Here is a 20,348-nt window from a genome sequence, read left to right as displayed (position 1 = left end):
CCTGCGCATGCCCGATGTTCGACTTCAACGACCCCAACCACAACGGCCGACCCACCGGACGACCCTGCCCATACGTCGCCAACAACGCCTGCGCCTCGATCGGATCACCCAACGTCGTCCCCGTACCGTGGCCCTCCACCACGTCCACATCCGCCGGCGTCAGTTCGGCGCTGGCGAGCGCGTCCCTGATGACCCGCTGCTGCGAGGGGCCGTTGGGCACGGTCAGGCCGCTGCTCGCGCCGTCCTGGTTCACCGCGCTGCCGCGCACCACCGCCAGCACCCGACGCCCGTTACGCCGCGCGTCCGACAGCCGCTCCAGGAGCAGGATCCCCACCCCCTCGGCCCATCCGGTGCCGTCGGCGCCGGAGCCGTACGCCTTGCAGCGGCCGTCGGGCGCCAGACCCCGTTGCCGGCTGAACTCCACGAACATGCCCGGCGTGGACATGACGGTGGCGCCGCCGGCGAGCGCGAGCTCACACTCGCCCTTGCGGAGTGCCTGAGCGGCGAGGTGGATCGCGACCAGCGACGACGAACACGCCGTGTCCACCGTCACCGCGGGACCCTCAAGCCCGAACGAGTACGCGACGCGGCCCGTGGCGACGCTGCCGGAACGGCCGCTGCCGAGGTAGCCCTCCAGCTCGGCGGGCGGCTCGGCCAGGTCGGTGGCGTAGTCGCTGTAGGCGACGCCCGCGAAGACGCCCGTGCGGCCGCCCCGGAGTGACTCGGGCGGGATGCCGGCGTGCTCGATCGCCTCCCAGGAGGTCTCCAGCAGCAGCCGCTGCTGCGGGTCCATCGCCAGCGCCTCACGCGGCGAGAGGCCGAAGAACTCGGCGTCGAACTCGCCGACGTCGCGGAGGAAGCCGCCGGCCCGCGTGTAGGAGGTTCCGGGGTGGTCGGGGTCCGGGTCGTAGAGCGCGTCGAGGTCCCAGCCCCGGTCGGCGGGGAACTCGGCGATCTCGTCGCGGCCCTCGGTCACCAGGCGCCACAGGTCCTCGGGGGTGCGCACGCCGCCGGGGTAGCGGCAGGCCATGCCGACGATGGCGATGGGCTCACGCCCCGCGTCCTCGACGTGCTGGAGACGTTCGCGGGTGCGGCGGAGGTCCGTCGTGACAAGCTTCAGGTAGTCGCGAAGCTTCTGTTCGTTCGACATGTGTCCTCTGGATCCTCTGGAGTTCCTCTGGTCCTCTGGGGTGCGTCGGCCTCGTCAGAGGGACGCGGTCCGGGTCTCGGGCGTGGGCGCCGCCTCGGGCGCGGTCCCGGCCTCGGCTCTCACGGTGTGCGGTGTCCTCACGACAGGCCGAGGTCCTTCTCGATCAGCCCGAACAGTTCGTCGTCGCTGGCGTTCTGGATGGCCTCGTCGGTGGCCGCGGCCGCCGTGGGGCGCCAGCGGGACAGCAGGCGTTCGAGGCGCGCGACGACGGCGCCGCGTTCGGCGTCGTCGACCTCCTCGACGGGCCGGGACCACAGCGCCTCCTCCAACGCGTCGAGCTGTTCGGCCGGGCTGGCCGTCGGCGTCGTCGTCGTGGCCGAGAGGGCCGCGGCCGACCCCGTTCCCGCGCCGGCCCGTGCCTCCGCTTCCGCCCGCGCCCGCGCTTCGGCGGCGAGTCGCTCGGCCATGTGGCGGGCGAGCGCGAGGGGCGTGGGGTGGTCGAAGAGGGAGGTGGAGGCGAGGTGGAGCCCGGTCACCTCGTTGAGGTGGTTGCGCAGGTCGACGGCCGCGAGGGAGTCGAAGCCGGCCTCGGTGAAGCCGCGACCCGGGTCGACGGCCTCGGGTCCGGCGTGACCGAGCGCGAGCGCCGCCTTGGCACGCACCAGCTCCAGCAGCACCTCCGTGGCGTCCGGGACCGACCGTCCGGCGAGACGCTCTCGCAGCCGCTCCGCCGCCACGCCCGCACCGACACCGGCGCCGGCGCCACCTCCCGCGCCGGCCCTGGAGCCGGGCCGGGCGAGGGCCTGCGCGACGCGTCGAGGAGTGCGGCGTTCGGGGACGAGGCCGCGCAGCAGCGGCGGCAACGGGGAGGACGTCGTGGCGTGCGCGGCGCGCAGGGAGGCGAGGTCGAGCCCGAACGGGACCAGCACGGGTTCGTGTGGCGCCCGGCACGCGGCGTCGAGGAGGGACAGTCCCGCCTCCGCCGTGAGGGCCCGCACGCCGAACCGACCGAGCCTGTCGCGGTGTGCCTCGGCCAGCCGTCCCGCCATGCCGTCGGCCCACGCGCCCCACACCAGGGACTGGGCCGGGAGGCCGGCGGCCGTGCGGTGCTGGGCGAGGGCGTCGAGGAAGGCGTTGGCGGCGGCGTAGTTGGCCTGGCCGGCGCCGCCGAGGAGGCCGGCGACCGAGGAGAAGAGCACGAACGCCGACAGGTCGTGGTGGCGCGTCAGCTCGTGCAGGTGCCAGGCGGCGTCGGCCTTCGGCCGCAGGACGGCGTCCAGCCGTCCGGGCGTGAGGGCCTCGACGACGCCGTCGTCGAGCAGGCCGGCGAGGTGCACCACCGCCGTGAGGGGGTGCTCGGGTGTGTCGGCCGCCGCGAGGGCGTCGCCGAGCTGGGAACGGTCGGCGACGTCGCAGGCCCGGAGTTCGACGGTGGCACCGTGGGCGGACAGCTCCGCCGTCAGCTCGGTGGCTCCCTCGGCCTCCGGGCCGCTGCGGCTGAGGAGGAGAAGGCGGCGCACGCCGTGCTCGGTGACGAGGTGGCGGGCGACGAGGTGTCCGAGCGCGCCGGTCGCTCCGGTGACGAGCACCGTGCCGTCGGTCCGCCACACCGGCTCCTGCGCCCGGGCGTCGGGGGCGGGGACCGGCGCCGGCGCCGGGGCGAGGCGGGGTGCGTGGACCCGGCCGGCGCGGAGGGCGGCGCGTGGCTCGCCGGAGGCGAGGGCCTGGGCGAGCAGCGTCGGGTCGGCCGGCGCCTGCTCGGCGTCGATGAGGACGAACCGGCCCGGGTGTTCGGCCTGCGCGGCGGCGACGAGCCCCCAGACCGGCGCGGCGGCCAGGTCGAGCAGGCCGTCGCCGTCACCCTCGCCCGCGCCGTCACCGTTGCCGTTGCCGTTGCTCCGGCCCGTCGAGACGGCGCCGCGCGTGAGGACGGCCAGGCGGGTGTCCGGGAGTTCGACCGCGAGCCAGGACTGGACGAGCTCCAACGCGCGGCGGGCGAGGTCGTGGGCCTCCTCGGCGACAGACTGGTGAACCGGCTGGTGAACGGGCTCGTGCGCGTCCGGGTGGGGCCGTGCGGCCTTCGCCGTCAGGGACACGAACACGACGTCGGGTGCGGGGGCACCGTCCACGATCGCCTTGGCGAGGTCGGCGGCGTCCCCGTAGCCGGGCAGGTCCGCCAGGCCGTCGAGCGGGTCGGCGGGCTGCCCGAGGCGGGCCCACCGCCCCACACCGGCGCCCTCGCCGCTCCCGGCGCCGGTCCCGACGTCGCTCCCGGCGGCGTCCGCCGGATCCAGCGGCCGCCACTCGACGCGGTACAGGCCCTCCCGACGCGTCGCGGTCGCCAGCTGCTCCGGCGACAGGCGACGGGTCACGAGCCGGCCGATCCTGGCCACGAGGGCGCCGCTGTCGTCCCGCATCGTCACGGAGGCGCCGCCGTCCGGATCCTCACCCGCGGCGGCCAGTTCGACGCGCAGCGCCGAGGCGCCGGTTCCGTGGCAGGTGACGTCGTGCCAGGCGAACGGCAGCCGACCGGTGGACTCGTCGAGGGTGTCGAGCCCGCCGGCGTGGAGCGCGGCGTCGAGCAGCGCGGGGTGGACGCCGTACCGCGTGGCCTCCTCCCGCTGTTCGTCGGGCAGGGCGACCTCGGCGAGGACGGTGTCACCGACGCGCCAGGCGGCCCGCAGTCCCTGGAACGCCGGGCCGAGGTCGAAGCCGCGTGCGGCGAACCGCTCGTAGAAGTCGGCGGCGGGGATGGCTTCCGCGCCCGGCGGCGGACACGCGTCGGCGGCGGGCGTCTCCCGCGGGCTCGGGCTCGGGCTCGGTGTGAGCACGCCGGTGGCGTGCCGGGTCCAGGGCGTGCCGGCGTCGCCCGCGGCCTCGCGTGAGTGGAGCGTCAGCGTGCGGCGTCCGGAGGCGTCCGCCTCGCCGACGCGGAGCTGCACCTGCGCGCCCTCGGGCGGCAGCGGCAGCGGCGCTTCGAGCGTGAGCTCCTCGATGCGGTCGCAGCCGACGTGGGATCCCGCCTGCCAGGCCATCTCGACGAATGCGGTGCCGGGCACGATCAGGGAACCGAGGATGACGTGGTCGGCCAGCCACGGCTGGGCCTCCGGGGAGAGCCGGCCCGTCAGCAGCAGCCCGTCGCCGTCGGCGAGCACGACGGCGTCCGGCAGCAGCGGGTGGGGGTCGGCGGTGCCGGAGACGCCCGGGTGGCCCGCCGGGGACGGGCTGCCGGGCGCGAGCCAGAAGCGCTGCCGCTGGAAGGGATAGGTCGGCAGGGGGACGGTTGGCGTGGCGCGGCGCCCGTGGAGCGCCGGACGGTCGGTGACGTGGCCGCGCACCGCCAGGCGGGCGACCGCCGACACCAGCGTCGTGGCCTCGTCCCGGCCGCCGCGCAGCGTGGGCACGGCCACGGCTCCCGCGTCCGCGGCCGTCCCGGCCGCCGTGGACGTTTCCGCCGCCGGTCCGGCCTCCGCGTCGGCGAGGCACTCGCGTGCCATGGCGGAGAGCACGGCGTCGGGCCCCAGCTCCAGGAAGGTGCGGACGCCCCGCTCGTGGAGGTGGGCGATGCCGTCGGCGAAGCGGACGGCCTGCCGGGCGTGGCGCACCCAGTACTCGGGGGCGCGGATGTCGTCCTCGGAGACGAGGGTGCCGGTCAGGTTCGAGACGATCGGGATGTGGGGGGCGCGGAACGACACGCCTTCGGCGACGGTGGCGAAGTCGGCGAGCATGCCGTCCATGTGAGGCGAGTGGAACGCGTGCGAGGTCCGCAACCGCCTCGTCCTCCGCCCCCGAACCCGCCAGAACTCCGCCACCTCCTCCACCGCGTCCACGTCACCCGACACCACCACAGCACGCGGCCCGTTCACCGCCGCCAACGCCACCCGCCCCCCACGCTCCGCCACCAAAGGCGCCACCTCATCCACCGACGCCTCCACCGCCACCATCGCCCCATCACCACGCTGCCCCTGCATCAACCGCCCACGCGCCACCACCAACGCCACCGCATCACCCAACGACAACACCCCCGCCACATGAGCAGCAGCCACCTCACCCACGGAATGACCGGCGAGCAGGTCCGGCGTGAGGCCCCAGCTCTCCAGCAGCCGGAACAGCGCCACCTCCAACGCGAACAACGCCGGCTGCGCGAACTCCGTCCGCTCCAACACCTCCGCCTCACCAGCCAACACCCCACCCAACGAACGCCCCAGACGCCCGTCCACCACCGCGCACACCTCGTCGAACGCCGCCCCGAACACCGGGAAGACAGAGCTCAACTCCGCGCCCATTCCCAGCCGCTGCGACCCCTGCCCCGTGAACAAAAACGCCACGGAACCGTCGCCGGCGGCCGTCCTGCCCTGGACCAGGGTGGGGGCGGGGTGGCCGTGGGCGAGGGCGTCGAGCGCGGTGCGCAGGGCCGTCCGGTCGCCGGCGTCGATCACGGCGCGGGCGGGCAGCGCGGCGCGGGCGGTGGCGAGGGAGTACGCCACGTCGGCGAGGGGCAGTTCGGGGTGCTCGTCGAGGAAGGCGCCCAGGCGCTGGGCCTGGGCCCGCAGGGCGGTCTCGTTCCTGCCGGAGAGCGGGAGGAGGTGGACGCCGGGAGACGGCTGCCGCGTCGCGGGGGCGACGCCGCCGCTGCTTTCACCACGGTCCTCGGTGTCGCCGCCGCTGACGTCGCTGCCGCCACCGTCGTCGGTGAGGGCCGCCTGTTCGATGACGACGTGGGCGTTGGTGCCGCTGATGCCGAAGGCGGAGACGCCGAAGCGGCGGGGCTGCCCGGCCACGCGCGGCTGCCACGGCCGCGCCTCGCTCAGCGGCCGGACGGCGCCCTCGTCCCAGTCGACGTGGGGGGTGGGGGCGTCGAGGTGGAGGCTGCGCGGGAGCGTCTCGTGGCGCATCGCCATGATCATCTTGATGATGCCGGCGACGCCGGCCGCGGCCTGGGTGTGCCCGATGTTCGACTTGACCGACCCCAGCCACAGCGGGTCGTCGTCGCCACGGCCCTGCCCGTAGGTCGCGATCAGGGCCTGTGCCTCGATGGGGTCGCCGAGGGTGGTGCCGGTGCCGTGGGCCTCGACCGCGTCCACGTCACGCGGCGACAGGCCGGCGTTGGCCAGGGCCGCGGTGATGCAGCGCTGCTGGGAGGGCCCGTTCGGCGCCGTCAGACCGTTCGACGCACCGTCCTGGTTGACCGCGCTGCCGCGCACCACCGCGAGGACGTCGTGTCCGTTGCGCCGCGCGTCCGACAGCCGCTCCAGCAGGAGCAGCCCGGCGCCCTCGCCCCAGCCGGTGCCGTCGGCGGCGGCAGCGAACGGCTTGCACCGGCCGTCGGCGGCCAGGCCGCGCTGGCGGCTGAACTCCACGAAGATGTCGGGGGTCGACATCACGGTGACGGCGCCCGCGAGCGCCAGGTCGCACTCGCCCTGCCGCAGCGCCTGGGCGGCGAGGTGGAGGGCGACGAGGGCGGAGGAGCAGGCCGTGTCGACGGTGAGGGCCGGGCCTTCGAGGCCGAAGGCGTAGGAGATGCGGCCGGACAGGACGCTCGCCGCGGCTCCCGTGCTGCGGTACCCCTCGCTGCCGGGGGCGGCGTGGGCGTCGGAGAGCGTGCCGGAGGGCGCGTCGGACACGCCGTCGGGTGCCGAGGCGGCGGAGGCCAGGAGCGCCGGATAGTCCTGCCCGTTGGTGCCGGCGTAGACGCCGGTGGCGCTGCCGCGCAGCGTGGTCGGGTCGATCCCGGCGCGTTCGAACAGCTCCCAGGACAGCTCCAGCATCAGCCGCTGCTGCGGGTCCATCGCCAGCGCCTCGCGCGGCGAGATCCCGAAGAAGTCGGCGTCGAAGTCGGCCGCGGCGTCGAGGAACGCGCCCTCCCGCACGTAGGAGGTGCCGGGGGTGTCCGGGTCCGGGTCGAAGAAGCCCTCCAGCCGCCAGCCGCGGTCCAGCGGGAAGGCGGTCATGGTGTCGGTGCCGGCGGCGACGAGGTCCCACAGCTCCTGTGGGCTGCGCGCGCCGCCGGGGAAACGGCAGCTCATCGCGACGATGACGACGGGGTCGTCCTCGCCGCCGGTGCGCTCGGCGAGGTCCGCGTGGCCCGCGAGGCGGGCGGGTTCGGCGTGGTCGCCGTGGCCGGCGGGTTCGGCGAGTTCGGGCAGCAGCCGCGCCCGGATGTAGCCGGCGAGTGCGGCGGGCGTCGGGTAGTCGTAGACGGCGGTCGCCGGGAGGCGCAGGCCGGTGGCGCCGTTGAGGCGGTTGCGTATCTCGACGCCGGTCAGCGAGTCGAAGCCGAGGGCCTTGAACGCGCGGCCGGCCTCGACGGCTTCCGCGCCCGCGTGGCCGAGGACGGCGGCGACGTGGGCCCGCACCAGGTCCAGCAGGATGCGGTCCCGTTCCGGCGCGGTGGCCTCGGCGAGGCGGTCGCGCAGGGCGCCGCCGCCCGGCTCCGCGCTCTCGCGGCGTGCGGTGGCGGCCCGGATCTGGCGGACCTCGGGAATGTCGTGGAGCAGCGGTCGGGTGCGGGAGGCGGTGAACGCCAGGAAGAAGCGCTCCCAGTCGATCTCGACGACCGACACGCACGGCTCGCCCGCGTCGACGGCCTGTTGGAGGGCGGCGAGCGCCCGCTCGGGCGCCATCTCGGGAAGGCCGTGGCGGCGCAGCAGGTCGGCGACGTCCTCCTGGGCGGCCATGCCGCCGTCGGCCCAGGCACCCCACGCGACGGAGGTGGCGACGAGACCGTCGGCGTGGCGGGTCTCGGCGAGCGCGTCGAGGAAGGCGTTGCCCGGGGCGTAGTTCCCCTGTCCGGGGACTCCGAGGGTGCCGGCGATGGAGGAGAACAGGACGAAGGCGTCGAGGTCGAGGTGGCGGGTGAGCTCGTGGAGGGTGAGCGCCGCGGTGACCTTGGGGGGCAGCGCCCGGTTCATCTGCTCGGGCCGGAGGGTGTCCACGACGGCGTCGTCGAGGACGGCGGCCGTGTGGACGACGGCGGTCAGCGGGTGCTCGTCCGGGATCTCGTCGAGGAGGCTGGCCACCGCCTCGCGGTCGGCGACGTCGCAGGCGGCGATGGTGACCTCGACGCCCAGCTGGCCGAGCTCGGCCCGCAGCGTCGCCGCTCCGGGCGCCTCGGGTCCACGGCGGCTGGTGAGGAGGAGGTGGGCGGCGCCGTTGCGGGCGAGCCAGCGGGCGACGTGGGCGCCGAGGGCGCCGGTGCCGCCGGTGATGAGGACGGTGCCGCGGGGCTGCCAGCGGGGCGTTGACCGGGCGGGGGTCGTAGCGCGCGCCAGCCGGCGGACGAAGACACCGGAGGGGCGGAGCGCGAGCTGGTCCTCGGGCGCGTCGGCGGGTTTGGCGTCCGCGCCGCGCACGCCGGCGAGCGCGCTGGCCAGCCGGAGCCGCGCGGCCTCGTCGAGGGGGGTGACCGGCAGGTCGAGCAGGCCGCCCCACCGGTCGGCGTGTTCGAGGGCCACGACGCGGCCCAGGCCCCAGATCAGGGACTGGGTGGTGCTTCCCGGGCGTTCGGAGCGGTCGACGGACACCGCGCCGCGGGTCGCGAGCCACAGCGGCGCCCCGACGGCGGCGTCGCCGACGTCGCCGAGGGCCTGGACGAGGGCGACGGTGGCGGCCAGGCCGCCGGGCACCGCGGGGTGGGCCGGCAGGTGGGCCTCGTGCAGGCCGAGCAGCGACAGGACGCCGGCCGGGTGGGTGCCCTCGGGCAGGGTGCCGATGGCCGCGCGCAGGCGGGCGGCCAGGTCCTCGCGGTCGGCGTCCACGGGAGCGGTGACCGGTACGGCGTGGGCGCCGTGCTCGGTCAGGGCCCGCGTGACGGCGAGCGCAGGCTCGTCCGCCACCTGTTCCTGCGGCAGGACGACCAGCCAGTGCCCGGTGAGGAGTGACTGGCCCTCGGCGCGGGCGGGGCGGGCGGGGGTGGGGATCCAGCCGACGCGGTAGCGCCAGGAGTCGAGTTCGGAGCGGTCGCGTGGCGGGGTGGCGGGCTCCAGCCAGTAGCGCTGCCGTTGGAACGGGTAGGTGGGCAGCGGGACGGGGACGGGCCGTCCGGCGGCGGCCTCGTCGCCGGAGCCGGAGCGAGAGCCATGCCCGGTGCCGGTAGCTGTCGTCCCGGCCGTCGCCGTCGGGGTCCAGACGACGGGCGCGCCGTTCACGTAGGCCGTGGCCAGGGCCAGCCGGAACCGTTCGAGTCCGCCCTCACCCCTGCGGAGGGTGTCCACGATGGCGGCCTGCCGCCCCTCGACGCGGTCGGCGGACTCGGCCGTTCCCGCCGTGAGCACCGGGTGCGGGCTGACCTCGACGAAGATCGTGTCGGCACCCGCCAGGAGCCGTTCGACGGCCTCCCCGAAGCGGACCGTCTGCCGCAGGTTGCGGTACCAGTAGCCGGCGTCCAGCTCGGGACCTTCGAGGATCTCCCCGGTCACGGTGGAGTGGAACGGCACGGTGGCCCGGCCGGGCCGGACGCCGTCGAGCGCGGCCAGGATCTCGTCGCGTATCGCCTCGACCTGCGGGGAGTGGGAGGCGTAGTCGACGGGGATGCGGCGCGCGCGCACCTCCCGCGCCTCGCACGCGGCCAGCAGCTCGGTGAGGCTGTCGGGGTCGCCGGAGACGACGACCGCGCCGGGGCCGTTGACCGTGGCCACCGCGAGGCGTCCGTCCCAGTGGGCGGCCAACCACTCCCGCACCTCGGCCTCGGGGGCCGCGACCGACACCATGCCGCCGCGCCCGGAGAGCGCGCGCAGCGCCTGGCTGCGCAGCGCCACGATCCTGGCGGCGTCCTGGAGCGACAGCGCCCCGGCGACGCAGGCCGCGGCGATCTCCCCCTGCGAGTGGCCGACGACGGCGGACGGCTCCACGCCATGGGCACGCCACAGCTCCGCCAGCGACAGCATGACGGCGAAGAGGGCGGGCTGCACGACGTCGACGCGCTCCAGCAGCGGCGCGCCCGGCTCGGCGAGCACCTCGGTGAGGGACCAGTCGACGTACGGCGCCAGGGCGTCGGCGCAGGCGCGGAGTCGGGCGGCGAAGACGGGCGAACGCTCGGCGAGGTCGAGCGCCATGCCCGCCCACTGCGAGCCCTGCCCGGGGAAGACGAAGACGACCCTGGGGCCGGGCAGCGCCGTGCCGCGGACGACCGTCGCGTCCGTGTCGGTGGCGGCGTCGTGGTCGGCGAGGGCGTCGAGACCGGCGGGCCCGGCGAGGAGGACGGCGCGGTGCTCGAACGTGCTCCTGGTCGTCGCGAGGGCGTGGGCGACGTCGGCGGGCCGCAGCTCGGGGTGGGCGCCGAGGTGGTCGCGCAGGCGGGCGGCCTGGGCGCGCAGCGCGTTGTCCGACCTGGCGGTCAGGAGCCAGGGAAGTGACGGCGACGGCTCGGACCCCGCTTCGGCTTCGGGGACGAGGTCGGGGGTGGGTTGTTCGAGGACGACGTGGGCGTTGGTGCCGCTGATGCCGAACGACGACACACCCGCCCGCCGCGGCCGGCCCTCCACCTCCGGCCACGCCACCGCCTCCGTGGCCAGCCGCACCTCGCCCGCCGACCAGTCGACGTGCGAGGACGGCGCGTCCACGTGCAGGGTGCCCGGCACGACGCCGTGGCGCATGGCCTGCACCATCTTGATCACACCGGCCACGCCCGACGCGGCCTGCGTGTGACCGATGTTCGACTTCACCGACCCCAACCACAACGGCCGGTCTTCCGGTCGGCCCTGGCCGTAGGTCGCCAGCAGCGCCTGCGCCTCGATGGGGTCGCCGAGGGTCGTTCCGGTGCCGTGCGCCTCCACCGCGTCCACGTCCGCCGTCGACAGGCCCGCACTCGCCAACGCCTGCCGGATCACCCGCTGCTGCGACGGCCCGTTCGGCGCCGTCAGGCCGTTCGACGCGCCGTCCTGGTTCGTCGCCGAACCCCGCACCACCGCCAGCACCCGGTGCCCGTTGCGCCGCGCGTCCGACAACCGCTCCACCACCAGGACGCCGACACCCTCACCCCACCCGGTGCCGTCCGCCGCCTCCGCGAACGGCTTGCACCGGCCATCCGCCGCCAACCCCCGCTGCCGGCTGAACTCCACGAAGGTGTGGGGGGTGGCCATGACCGTGACGCCGCCGGCCAGCGCCATCGAGCACTCACCCTGCCGCACCGCCTGCACCGCCAGGTGCAACGCCACCAACGACGACGAACACGCCGTGTCCACCGTCACCGCAGGCCCCTCGAGGCCGAGCGTGTAGGCGATGCGGCCGGAGACCACGCTGCCGGTGCTGCCCGTGAGCAGGTGGCCCTCGAAGCCCTCGGGCGCGGTCGACAGGCGGGCGGCGTAGTCGTGGTACATCAGGCCGGCGAAGACGCCGACGGCCTCGCCCCGCAGGCTGTGCGGATCGATCCCGGCGTGCTCCACCGCCTCCCACGACGCCTCCAACAGCAGCCGCTGCTGCGGATCCATCGCCAACGCCTCACGCGGCGAGATCCCGAAGAACTCCGCGTCGAACTCAGCCGCCCCGTGCAGGAACCCACCCTCGCGGGTGTAGGAGGTCCCCACCCGTTCGGGGTCGGGGTCGTAGAGCGACGCCAGGTCCCAACCGCGGTCGGTCGGGAACGGCGACACCGCGTCGACCCCGTCCACCACCAACCGCCACAGCTCGTCCGGCGACGACACCCCACCCGGATACCGACACGCCATCCCCACGATCACCACCGGATCGTCCGCGACGGCCTGGCTCTGGCCGGCGGCGCCCGGCACGGCGGCGGCCCGCTCCGGCGGGTTCGCGGCCCCGTCGCCGTCCGGCACCAGCTGGGAGAGCAGGAATCCCGCGAGGGCCTCGGGGGTCGGGTAGTCGAAGACGGCCGTGGCCGGCAGCCGCAGCCCACTCGCCGCGTTGAGCCGGTTCCGCAGCTCCAGCCCGAGCAGCGAGTCGAAGCCGATGTCGCGGAACGAACGCCGCGCGTCGACGGCCGCGTCGGAGGCGTGGCCCAGGGCGTTCGCCGCGTGGGACCGGACGAACTCGACCAGCAGCTCCCGCCGCCCGTCCATGGACAGCGGCGCCAGTCGGCGCGCCAACTCGCCGCGGTCGTCCGCGGGCGAAGCGGTGAGGCGACGGCGCGCGACGGACGAGGGCCCACCCGCTCCGCCGCCCAGGCTCGCGCGCCGGGCGAGGCCGCGCAGCAGCGGCGGGATCTCGGCCGCCGCCGCAGAGTGCACGAGCGCGTCGACGTCGAGCGCCGCCGCCACGGCCACCGCCTCGCCGGAGCCGCACCCCGCGTCGAACAGGGCGAGCCCGCGCTCCGTGTCGAGCGGGGCGACGCCGCCCCTGCTCATCCGCAACCGGTCGGCCTCGCTCATGCCTCCGGTCATGCCGCTGCTCTCGGCCCACAGCCCCCACGCCAGGGACACCGCGGGCAGGCCCTGGGCACGGCGGTGGTGGGCCAGGGCGTCGAGGAAGGCGTTGGCGGCGGCGTAGTTGGCCTGGCCGGCGCCGCCGAGGGTGCCGATGACGGAGGAGAAGAGCACGAACGCCGACAGCCCGTGGTCGCGGGTCAGCTCGTGCAGGTGCCAGGCCGCGTCGGCCTTGGGCCGGAGGACGCCCGCGAGCCGCTCGGGCGTCAGCGAGCCGAGCACCCCGTCGTCCAGGGTGCCCGCCGTGTGCACGACGGCGGCCAGGCGGCGGCCCTCGACCAGGCGGGCGAGCTGCGCCCTGTCGGAGACGTCGCACGCCACCTGGTGGACGCGGGCGCCGGACGCGCCGAGCTCGGCGGCGAACTCCTCCGCCCCGGGGGCCTCGGGCCCACGGCGCGAGGCCAGCAGCAGGTCACGGACGCCGTGCTCGTCGACGAGGTGTCGGGCGACGCGGCGGGCCAGGGTCCCGGAGCCGCCGGTGATCAGGACGGTGCCCCCGGCGGCGAACGGCGGGTCCTCGCCCGTCGTCTCGGCGGGTGTGGGCACGACCTCCACGCGCGGCACGAGGACGGTCCCGGACCGGACGGCCAGCTGCGGCTCGGTGGCGCTGGCGGCGACGGCGGAGAGGAGCGCGGCACGCGACGCCCCAGCGCCGCGCGGGTCGAGGTCGAGGTCGAGGTCGCCGACGGGGTCGCCGTGCGGGTCGCCGTCCACGTCGATCAGCGCGAGGCGTCCCGGGTTCTCGGTCTGCGCGGTGCGCAGCAACCCCCACACCGCAGCCGCGGGCAGGTCGGTGACGTCGTCGCCGCCGCCCGCGGCGACCGCGCCGCGCGTGACCGCGACCAGCCGCCGTTCGTCGTGCGCCGGATCGGCCAACCACTCCTGAACCGTCGCCAGGGCGCGGGTGGCCAGGGAGTGCAGGGCAGCCGGCAGGTCGTCGCCCGCGGGAAGCGCCGCGCCGGAACCGGAGAACTCCACCACGTCCACCGACGCGTCCGGAGGCGTGCCCTCTCTCTGCTCGTCCGCCTCGTTCGCCTCGTCGGGAACGAACGGCGTCCACACCACGCGGAACAGCCCACCGTCCCGGCTGTCGGGCTCGCGGAGCTGTCCCGCGGAGACGGGCCGGAAGCGCAGCGACTCAGCACTGACAACCGGCGTTCCGGTCGCGGCGTCGAAGGCCGCGAGCGACACACCCTGACCGTGGCGGCGTCGGAGATGGACACGGAGGGCGGTGGCGCCCGAGGCGTGGAGAGTGACGTTCTGCCAGGCGAACGGAAGCAGGCAGGTGAGGCGCTCGCCGACGAGGATGTCCTCGCCGAGAGCGTGGAGGGCGGCGTCCAGCAGGGCGGGATGCAGGGCGAAGCCCGTGTCCTCGCTTTCCGGGCCCGGAGCTGGAGCGGCCTCGTCCGGCAGAACGACCTCCGCGAACCAGTCGTCGCCGTGTCGCCAGACGCGCCGCAGCCCGCGGAACGCGGGGCCGTAGCCGAAGCCACCGTCGGCCAGGTGCTCGTAGAGCGCCGCGACACCTAGTTCCTCGGCGTTGGGCACCGGCGGCCAGGAGGCAGGGGCCGGCGTCTCCGGCGAGGGATGGACGGCGAGGGTCCCGGTCGCGTTCCGCAGCCAGTCCTGATCGGCCTGGCGCGAGTGCACGGTGAGGGCGCGTCGGCCGTCGTCGTCCGGTGCGCCCACGACCACCTGGAGCCGCACCTCGCCGACCTCGGGCACCACCAACGGCGCCTCCAGCGTCAGCTCCTCGACGCGCCCACAGCCGACCCGGTCACCCGCGTGCACCGCGAGCTCCAGCAGCGCCGTGCCCGGCACCAGCACCACGCCGCCCACGGCGTGATCCACCACCCACGGAACCGACCGCGACGACACGCTCCCGGTGAACAAGTGGCCGCCGCTGTCCACCAACTCCACGCCAGCACCGACCAACGGATGACCCGTCTCACCCAACCCCAGGGCATCAGGGCTACTTGTCGACACATCGCCAACCAACCAGAACCGCTGGCGTTGGAAGGGGTAGGTCGGTATGTCGACCTGGCGGCCGGTTGGCAGGACCTTGGCCCACTCGACGGGTACGCCGTTGACCCAGGCCTCACCCAACGAGGCGAGGAACCGCTCCCAGCCGCCCTCACCCCGCCGCAACGTCCCGACGGCGACGGCGTCCTCGATCCCCACCGCGAGAACCGGATGGGCACTCACCTCGATCACCACACCGGAGCCGTCCCCCACCACCGCCTCAAGCGCCCGATCAAACCGCACCGGGCGCCGCAGGTTCTCGAACCAGTACCCCGCGCCCAACTCGGAGGTGTCCAGCGGCCCACCCGTCAGCGTCGAGTAGAACGGCACCCGACCCGACACCGGCGCCACCGACGAAAGGTCTGAGAGGATCCGGTCCCGCAGCTCCTCCACCTGCGAGGAATGGGACGCGTAGTCCACAGGGATGCGGCGTGCCCGTACCCCGTCGTACTCACAGGCCGCCACCAACTCGTCCAACGCCGCCGGCTCACCCGACACCACCGTCGCCCGCGGACCATTCACCGCCGCCACCGACAACCGACCCGGCCACCCCCCGATGCGTGTCTCCACCGCATCGACCGGCTCGTTCACCGACACCATCCCCCCACGACCCGCAAGCGCCGCCCGGATCGCCTGGCTGCGCAACGCCACCACCCGCGCCCCATCCGACAACGACAACCCACCCGCCACCACCGCCGCCGCAATCTCCCCCTGCGAATGACCCACCACCGCCGCCGGCTCCACCCCGGCCGAGCGCCACAACCCCGCCAACGACACCATCACCGCCCACAACACCGGCTGCACCACATCCACCCGCCCCAACCACCCCTCCTCCTCCGACTCCAACACCTCAACCAACGACCACTCCACAAACGCAGACAACGCCTCCTCACACGCCCCGATCCACTCCGCGAACACCGGCGACACACCCAACAACTCCCGCCCCATCCCCACCCACTGCGACCCCTGACCCGGAAACACAAACACCGGACGATCCCCACCCACCGCAACCCGGCCCCGCACCACATCCCCACCCACCACCACAGCGCGGTGCGTCAGTTCCGCCCGACCCGTCGCCAACGACCACCCCACATCCACCAACCCCTCCCCCACACCAACCACCCACTCCACCAACGCGTCCAAACCACCCTCATCCGCAGCCGACACCACCAACGGCACCACACCGCCAGGAGCCTCACTCCCCCCCTCAACGGGAGCCGACCGCTCGCCCTCCTCAATCACCACATGCGCGTTCGTCCCGCTGACTCCGAAGGACGACACGGCAGCTCGCCGTGGCCGTTCGACCTCCGGCCACCGCTGCTCCTCGGTCAGGAGGCGGACGTCCCCAGCCGTCCAGTCCACATGCGACGACGGCTCATCCACGTGCAGCGTCCGCGGCAACACCCCACGCCGCATCGCCTCCACCATCTTGATGACGCCACCCACACCCGCAGCCGCCTGCGCATGCCCAATGTTCGACTTCAACGACCCCAACCACAACGGCCGACCCTCCACCCGACCCTGCCCATACGTCGCCAACAACGCCTGCGCCTCGATCGGATCACCCAACGTCGTCCCCGTACCATGCGCCTCCACCGCGTCCACGTCGGAGCTGGTCAGGTTCGCGCTCGCCAACGCGGCCCGGATGACGCGTTGCTGCGCGAGTCCGCTCGGGGCGGTCAGGCCGTTGCTGGCGCCGTCCTGGTTGATCGCGCTGCCGCGCACGACCGCGAGCACCCGATGCCCGTTGCGCCGCGCGTCCGACAGCCGCTCCACCAACAGCAGACCCACACCCTCGGCCCACGCCGTACCGTCCGCCGCCTCCGCGAACGGCTTACACCGACCATCCGCCGCCAACCCCCGCTGCCGACTGAACTCGGTGAACATGCCGGGGGACGCCATGACGGTGGCGCCGCCGGCCAGGGCCAGGTCGCACTCGCCCTGCCGCAGGGCCTGCACCGCCAGATGCAACGCCACCAACGACGACGAACACGCCGTGTCCACCGTCACCGCAGGACCCTCAAGACCGAACGAGTACGCGACGCGGCCAGACGCGACGCTCGGGGTGGTGCCCGTCAGGCGGTGGCCGCCCAGGGTGTCGTCAGCCTCGTGCAGGCGTGGCCCGTAGTCCTGTGCCGTGACGCCGGCGAAGACGCCGGTTCGGCTGCCGCGCACCGACAGCGGGTCGATCCCGGCCCGTTCGAACGCCTCCCACGACGTCTCCAGCAGCAGCCGCTGCTGCGGGTCCATGCCGAGTGCCTCGCGCGGCGAGATCCCGAACAGCCCCGCGTCGAAGTCACCGGCACCGTCGAGGAAACCGCCCTCCCGCACATACGACGTCCCGGGACGCTCCGCATCCGGGTCCGGATCGAACAACGACCCGACATCCCACCCACGATCCGTCGGAAACGCCGAGATCGCGTCACCACCCTCCACCACCAACCGCCACAACTCCTCCGGCGAGGACACCCCACCCGGATACCGACACGCCATCCCCACGATCGCGACCGGCTCGTCCAGCCTCGCGCCCGCGACAGCCGGGGAGGCGTCGCCACCCGCCGTGTCCTCCGGCCCGTGTGCCAGGTAGGCGGCGAGGGCGGCGGGAGTCGGGTGGTCGAAGAGGATCGTGCTGGGCAGCGGGAGTTCGGTGGTGTCCCGCAGGCGGTCGCGGAGTTCGACCGCCATGAAGGAGTCGAAGCCCAGGTCGCGGAAGGTGACGCCGGTCCGCACCGCGTCGGACGAGGGGAATCCCAGGACCGACGCCGTCTCCTCGACGACGCGCCGGAGCGTGTCCCGCTCGTCGCCCCTGACGCGCTCGCCGCGGCGGTGATCGCCGTCGTCATCGGGCGACGGGCTCGGCGCGGGCGCCGTGTCCGCCGGCTCCGGCGCCGGCACGCTTCCGTCCCGCTCGCCGTCGGCGGTCCGGAAGGCGGGCACCTCCGCCAGCCAGTGGCGCTCGCGCTGGAAGGCGTAGGTGGGCAGCGGCACCCGGCGGGCGGCCGCGACCTCGCCGCCCTCGCCTTCGCTCTCGCGACCCTCGGCCTGGGCGACGAATGGGAAGGCACCCCAGTCGACGTGGTGTCCCCGCGTGTGGAGGCGGGCGACGGCGGTGACCGCCGTCTGCGGCTCGGGCCGGTCGTGTCGCAGCAGCGGCACGCACACCGCTCGGGCGTCGGCGGGCAGGCACTCACGGCCCATCGGCGACAGGACGGCGGCGGGGCCGAGTTCGAGGAAGCTGCCCGTGCCCCGTTCGGCGTGCGCGTGGGCCACTCCCTCGGCGAAACGGACGGGCAGACGTGCCTGTCGCACCCAGTACTCGGGGGTGCGGATCTCGTCGGCGTCGGCGGGGCGGCCGGTGACGTTGGAGATGACGGTGAGCCGGGGGCTGTGGAAGCTCAGCCCGGCCGCGACGTCGCCGAAGGCGGCGAGCATGTCGTCGAGGTGGTGGGAGTGGAAGGCGTGGGAGGTGCGCAGTCGCTTGGTCTTGCGGCCCTGACGCGCCCAGTGGTCGGCGAGTTCCGCGACGGCGTCGGCGTCGCCGGAGACCACGACGGCGTGGGGTCCGTTCACCGCCGCCAGGTCGACCCGGCCGGCGTGGGCGGCCAGGTGGGGCTGGATCTCGTCCTCGGAGGTCTGGAGGGCGGCCATGGCGCCGTCGCCGCGCATCGCCTGCATGAGGCGACCGCGCGCGGTGACGAGTGCCGCGGCGTCGTCGAGCGTTAAGACGTCGGCGGCGTGGGCGGCGGCGATCTCGCCGACGGAGTGACCGAGGAGCGCGTCGGGGAGGAGACCCCACGAGGTGACCAGACGGAACAGGCCGGTCTCCAGCGCGAAGAGCGCGGGCTGGGCGTAGCGGGTCTGGTCCAGCAGTTCGGGGCGCTCGGCGATCACGTGCTGGACGGGGAGGTCCAGCCAGCGGTCCACGGCGGCGCACGCCTCGTCGAAGGCGGCGCGGAACGCGGGGAACGCCTCGCGCAGCGCCAGGCCCATGCCGGGGCGCTGGCTGCCCTGCCCGGTGAGGAGCAGGGTCAGGCCGCCGGGCCCGGCGGGGTCGGGTGTGCCGGTGACGAGGCCGGCCGTGGAGCGGCCGGTGGCCAGGGCCTCCACCGCGCGCAGCAGCTCGTCGCGGTCGTCGTCGTGTCCGCCTCCCGTGGTGACGAGCGCCGCCCGGTGGGGGTGGTGGGTGCGGGCCGTGGCCAGGGTGTGGGCCACGTCGGCGATGCCGAGCTCGGGGTGGGTGGCGAGGTGGTGGCCCAGGCGGGCGGCCTGCTCGCGCAGGGCCGGTTCGGTGGCGCCCGACAGCAGCAGGGGCGTGGCGGCGGGGGACGCCGGGCGGGCGGGCGTCGCGCCGTCGGGTGCGGTGTGCCAGCCGGCGACCACGACGTGGCAGTTGGTGCCGCCCATGCCGAAGGAGCTGACGCCGGCCAGCGGGGGCGTGGCGGCACCGTCGGCGTGGTGGGGGGTGTCGTCGAGCGCCGTGCGTTCGGTGACGACGCGGAGGTTGAGCGCCTGGAGGGGGATCGCGGGGTTCGGCGTGCTGAAGTTGAGGCTGGGGGGCAGCTCGCGGTGGCGGAGCGCCAGCAGGACCTTGAGGAGGCCGGCGATGCCGGCGGCGCCTTCGAGGTGGCCGATGTTGGTCTTCACCGATCCGACGGCGAGCGCGGCGCCCGTGGGGCGCCGGGTGCCGAGGGCGGCGCCGAGGGCGGCGGCCTCGATGGGGTCGCCGAGGCGGGTGCCGGTGCCGTGGAGTTCGACGTAGGCGACGTCGCCCGGTTCGACGCCGGCCTGACGGTGGGCCCGCAGGATGCAGGCTTCCTGTGCCTGGCGGCGGGGCACGGTGAGGCCGTCGCCGCCGCCGTCGTTGTTGACGGCGCTGCCGCGGATGACGCCGTGGACGGTGTCGCCGTCGGCGAGGGCCGCGGCCAGCGGTTTGAGGACGACGAGGCCGCCGCCCTCGCCCCGCACGTATCCGTTGGCGCGGGCGTCGAAGGTGTAGCAGCGGCCGTCGGGCGAGAGGGCGCCGAACGCCTGGACGCCGAGGGCGTTCTCCTCGGCGAGGTTCAGGTGGACCCCGCCGGCGAGGGCGAGGGTCGACTCGCCGCTGCGCAGGCTCTGGCAGGCCTGGTGGACGGCGACCAGCGAGGACGACTGGCCGGAGTCGACGGTCATGCTGGGGCCGTTGAGGCCGAGGGCGTAGGAGAGGCGGTTGGCGACCATGCCGCGGTGGAGGCCGGTCAGGGTGTGGTGGGTGACGGCGGCGGTGCCGCGCCTGTGGTGGAGCGTGGCGTAGTCGTCGGCGACGGCTCCGACGAAGACGCCGACGCTGGCGGTGCCGTCGTGGCTGGCCTCGCGCAGGTGTCCGGGGACGATGCCGGCGTCCTCCAGCGCCTCCCAGCCGAGTTCGAGGACGAGCCGCTGCTGGGGGTCGAGCGCGGCGGCCTCGCGTGGCGAGATGCCGAAGAACGCGGCGTCGAAGCGGTCGATGGCGTCGAGGTAGCCACCGGCGCCGAGTCCGGGGCGGTCGGCGGGCGCCTGGGTGATGGCGCTGCGGCCGCCCCAGAGCAACTCCCAGAAGGCGCCCGGGTTCTGAGCCTGTGGCAGGCGGCAGGCGAGCCCGACGACGGCGATCGCCTCTGCTGGTGGAGTGGGTGGAGTCGGCGAAGGAAGCGGGCGCGACGAAGCGCCGCCCGACGGTGAGATCACGCATTGCCCCCGTTGATCACACGGTCTTACTGCTTGGTCTTCTGATCATCCTAGGTGTGTCGCATGAGACCGACGGTAATTAAGATTGTGATTGG

The 20,348-nt window shown here is 74.9% G+C and carries 2 protein-coding genes; both read right to left on the bottom strand.

Going from position 1 to position 20,348, the window contains the following annotated elements:
• Nucleotides 1-1,150, bottom strand: a 1,150-nt coding sequence (locus ACTWP5_RS13745) for a beta-ketoacyl synthase N-terminal-like domain-containing protein (protein WP_443221186.1), incomplete at its 3' end; no start/stop codon positions are given.
• 137 nt (nt 1,151-1,287) lie between these two features.
• Nucleotides 1,288-20,253, bottom strand: coding sequence for an SDR family NAD(P)-dependent oxidoreductase (locus ACTWP5_RS13740; protein ID WP_443221185.1), 18,966 nt, complete (start codon nt 20,251-20,253; stop codon nt 1,288-1,290).
• Nucleotides 20,254-20,348 lie beyond the last annotated feature (95 nt).

The sequence above is a fragment of the Streptomyces sp. 4N509B genome (genome assembly GCF_052245655.1).
Classification (GTDB): domain Bacteria; phylum Actinomycetota; class Actinomycetes; order Streptomycetales; family Streptomycetaceae; genus Streptomyces.
This window is presented reverse-complemented; position numbering and strand designations above follow the sequence as displayed.